Source organism: Leptolyngbya sp. FACHB-711, from assembly GCF_014695615.1.
Lineage (GTDB): Bacteria > Cyanobacteriota > Cyanobacteriia > Elainellales > Elainellaceae > Leptolyngbya_A.
The window spans coordinates 1-3,352 of record NZ_JACJOR010000045.1; the positions used below are offsets into that span (position 1 = coordinate 1).

Consider the following 3,352-nt stretch of genomic DNA (forward strand, 5'->3'; position numbering starts at 1 on the left):
AAATGGGCTTAAGGCGAAACAAGTCATTAAACCTGCCAGTACGTCTGTAATCGGAAACAACTTCTTCAAACGTTGTGTGATGTTTGATTGTATCACTTGCAACGTACACCTTAATTTCTGATTCTGTGTCTGCAAGCAATGTGCGAATGTCTTTCTCAAGTCCCTCTATGTGTTTCCACAAAACTTGTCCTACAAGTGGGCGTGACCAATCTCGATTTAGCAGGCAAGAGAAATCAAAAGTTTTTCGATTCGTTTCAGTAAATCCATAAAGCTTCAAGCTCGAAAACTCGTTCAATACTAAGTTTGCTTGATTCTTCAGAAACTCATGCTCTGGACTTTCTGCCATACTTAATAACTCTAAATATCGCAATATCAATTTAACCTAGCTTTTAATCTTGTGGCAGTCCTCATGCAGCCTCATGTCCCTCCCAGATAAGTTGAGCCACCTTCTTAAAAATTAGATTTTCAGCAAGCATAGATACTCATCAATCAAAGCTAATTTCTTTTACCCTGAAAGTACTTCAGCATGTGGCTTACTAACTACTGGTTGGGCGGCATGTTTCTACCTAAGATCCCAAAGCAGCGATATAGGCAGAAATATGTCCGTCTAAGATCTTAATTTAGCTATTTAGGTAGAAATTCTTTCTGTTTAGAATCCCACTTTGGCTGTTTGGGCAGAAAGATTCTGCTATCCTTCCTTCATTGCCTGAAGCCTCGATCGCTTTCAATCAGTAAGAATGAGGATCTATAAGAGAATGTCTGAAGAGTCACTTACTTCACTGATCCTCTATTTCATTACGCTGAACCAACCCATTCTGCCATTAGGGAAATGGTTAAGCAGAGGGCTGACAGGTCGGGCAATAATGTGCCGATCGCCCCGCTAATTTAATTCGCTCGATCGGGGTTTCGCAGTTGCGGCAGGGTTCGCCTTTGCGATCATAAACCCAGGCAATGCCGCCGTAGTTACCGTTAATGCCCTGGATGTCTCGAAAGTCGCTAAAGGTGGTTCCGCCTGCGCCAATGCTGTCTTGCAACACTTTGATAATTGCCTGATGAAGCTGTTTGACCTGCTCTGGAGTGAGATTGGCTGCCAGCGTTTCCGGGCGAATCTGGCTCAGAAACAGGGACTCATCTGCATAAATATTGCCAATGCCTGCGACGATCGCTTGATCCAGCAGCGCGTTTTTGATCGGACGCTTGCGGTTTTGCAGTCGCTCTGCGAGATACTCAACCGTGAAATCCGGTGAAAGCGGCTCTACGCCCAAGCCTTGCAGTCCAGAAATCACCGATCCAGGCGATCGATCGGGCGGCACGTACCACATCTGACCAAAGGTGCGCTGATCGACAAATCGCAGTTCACGATCGTTGGGGAAAAAGAGCCTGACGCGACAGTGCTTTTGCAGCGGCTCATCCTGCAACATCCAGAGCAACTGTCCGGTCATTCGCAGATGAACTCCTAGCCAGCCCGCAGGTTTTCCAGCATCGTTTACCAGTTCTGCCAGCAGATATTTGCCGCGACGCTGCCACTGGACGATCGATTGACCCATTATGCCTTCTACAAATTCCGCAGCAGAAAAGGGGTAGGCGATCGTGCGATCAAGCAGCACAGTCCCACCCCTGATCGATTGATTCAGGGTCACGCGATTTAGACCCCGACATACGGTTTCAACTTCAGGCAGCTCAGGCACGGCTAAACAAAAATGGGAACAGGACTGCTAGAAAACTTTACAGCGATAGGCTGCAATGCTTTAGACAAGTTCCGATTCCCATTCTAGCCTTTAGTAACTTAAGCTTTGGCGGCTGGCTTGGTAGCAGGCTTTGCCGGAGCTTCAACTTCTACTAGCTCGTTGAGGGCGAAATTGTTGGTGTTCACGCCGCCTGCCGAACCGCTGTATCCGCTGTAATTCACGGAGTCAAACCGGACAACTACTGGATAGCGAATGCCGCTTTGATCGATCGAGGCGACCGTTCCGACTTCGTTGTACCAGAAGGACGTTTGGCGGAGGACTCGAACCTTTGAACCGCGTTGAACCATGGCTCTTTTCCTTTGGGATTTGCTTTGATTAAAAATCAATTCCGCCAGATTCAATCCATTCCAATCAATAGAAAATCTATCGAAAGGTCGATGATCTGGGGAAGAAAACAGACAGGAATCGTCTTACACCTTAAACCGTTTTTGATCGGACATCAACCCGATCGAAAATTGATAATTTGCTGAGTTTCGACACAATTCTTCAAATCAATCTAAACCTGCAATAACGCTGCCCCTAAGCCTGCTAAAAGCTGCAATTCTGTGCCAGTTTCCTAACACTTGCGCCCTGCCGATGGGAATGCGATCAATCCCAGTTCATCACTCAATGCTAGGAAAGAGCAATGAATCAGGCAAACAATGCCAAAATTGCTGCCTGCGTGCTACGTCAACGCTTCCTGATTAAGGCAAAATGTTCCCTAGTGATAAATCATCACTTTGATACTTCGATCAATCGGGGTTGATTGACTCGTTTTGTTCACACAGGCGATCGTTTAGGGAGCGGGACAGGATGAAATGGCGGAGTGTGGTGAAGCGCGTACTGGCTCCGATGCTGGTGCTGGTGTTGAGTTGGGCAATGGTGAGCTGTAGTCAGTCTGGCAGTATCGCCCGCAAGCCGCTGCTGTCGCGATCGGGAAATCGACTGGCAGAAATTGCGCCGCCTAGCATGATTCAGGAACTCAAGCAGTACACCGACATTTATCAGCCGCAAGTGACGATCTTGAGTCCACGTTCTGACGAGGTGCTGGAAGACACGCAAACCTCTGTTAAGCTTCAGGTGCGCGATCTGCCCTTGTTTAAGGACGAGGAATTTGAGCTGGGCTATCATCTGCACTTTATTTTGGACAACCAGCCCTATCAGGCGATTTTTGATGTCGATGAGCCGATCGTTCTAAGCGACCTCGAACCCGGAACCCATACCATCCGCGTTTTTGCCTCCCGTCCCTGGCACGAGAGCTTTAAAAACGAAGGAGCCTTTGCTGAAACTACCTTCCACATCTTTGCCAAAACCCCTGAAAACAATCCCGACCCTCACCAGCCCTTGCTGACCTACAGCCGTCCCAAAGGGAACTACGGTGCGGAACCTGTCCTGCTTGATTTTTATCTTACGAACGCACCGCTTCACTTTGTCGCTCAAGAAAATAGTGAGGACGCGATTCCCGACTGGCAAATTCGCTGCACCATTAACGGAGAAAGCTTTACTTTCGATCGCTGGGAGCCGATTTATCTACAAGGCTTAAAGCCTGGAAGAAACTGGGTTCAGCTCGAACTGCTGGATGAAAACGGCAACCCGCTGCCCAATGCGTTTAATAACACGATTCG

The 3,352-nt window shown here is 47.9% G+C and carries 4 protein-coding genes; 1 reads left to right on the forward strand and 3 read right to left on the reverse strand.

The features are described 5' to 3' along the window. The 3 genes from H6F80_RS00845 to H6F80_RS00855 all read right to left on the reverse strand — a co-directional run. Nucleotides 1–346 (reverse strand): hypothetical protein (locus H6F80_RS00845; protein WP_190789731.1); only part of this gene is annotated, 346 nt, incomplete at its 3' end. Nucleotides 347–833: 487 nt separating this feature from the next. Next, nucleotides 834–1,688 (reverse strand): DNA-formamidopyrimidine glycosylase, encoded by an 855-nt coding sequence (locus H6F80_RS00850; protein ID WP_190789732.1) that lies wholly within the window; start codon nucleotides 1,686–1,688, stop codon nucleotides 834–836. A 98-nt stretch (nucleotides 1,689–1,786) separates the two neighbouring features. Next, on the reverse strand, nucleotides 1,787–2,035 hold the full coding sequence (locus H6F80_RS00855; RefSeq protein WP_190789733.1) for a photosystem I reaction center subunit IV: 249 nt from the start codon (nucleotides 2,033–2,035) through the stop codon (nucleotides 1,787–1,789). A gap of 505 nt (nucleotides 2,036–2,540) precedes the next feature. On the opposite strand from H6F80_RS00855, the gene H6F80_RS00860 reads away from it, so the two are divergent. Beyond that, nucleotides 2,541–3,352 (forward strand): hypothetical protein (locus H6F80_RS00860; RefSeq protein ID WP_518523493.1); only part of this gene is annotated, 812 nt, incomplete at its 3' end.

Bases quoted from the DNA above. Each gene is read 5' to 3' on its own strand.
- H6F80_RS00855 (WP_190789733.1), bottom strand. From the start codon at position 2,035: ATGGTTCAACGCGGTTCAAAGGTTCGAGTCCTCCGCCAAACGTCCTTC.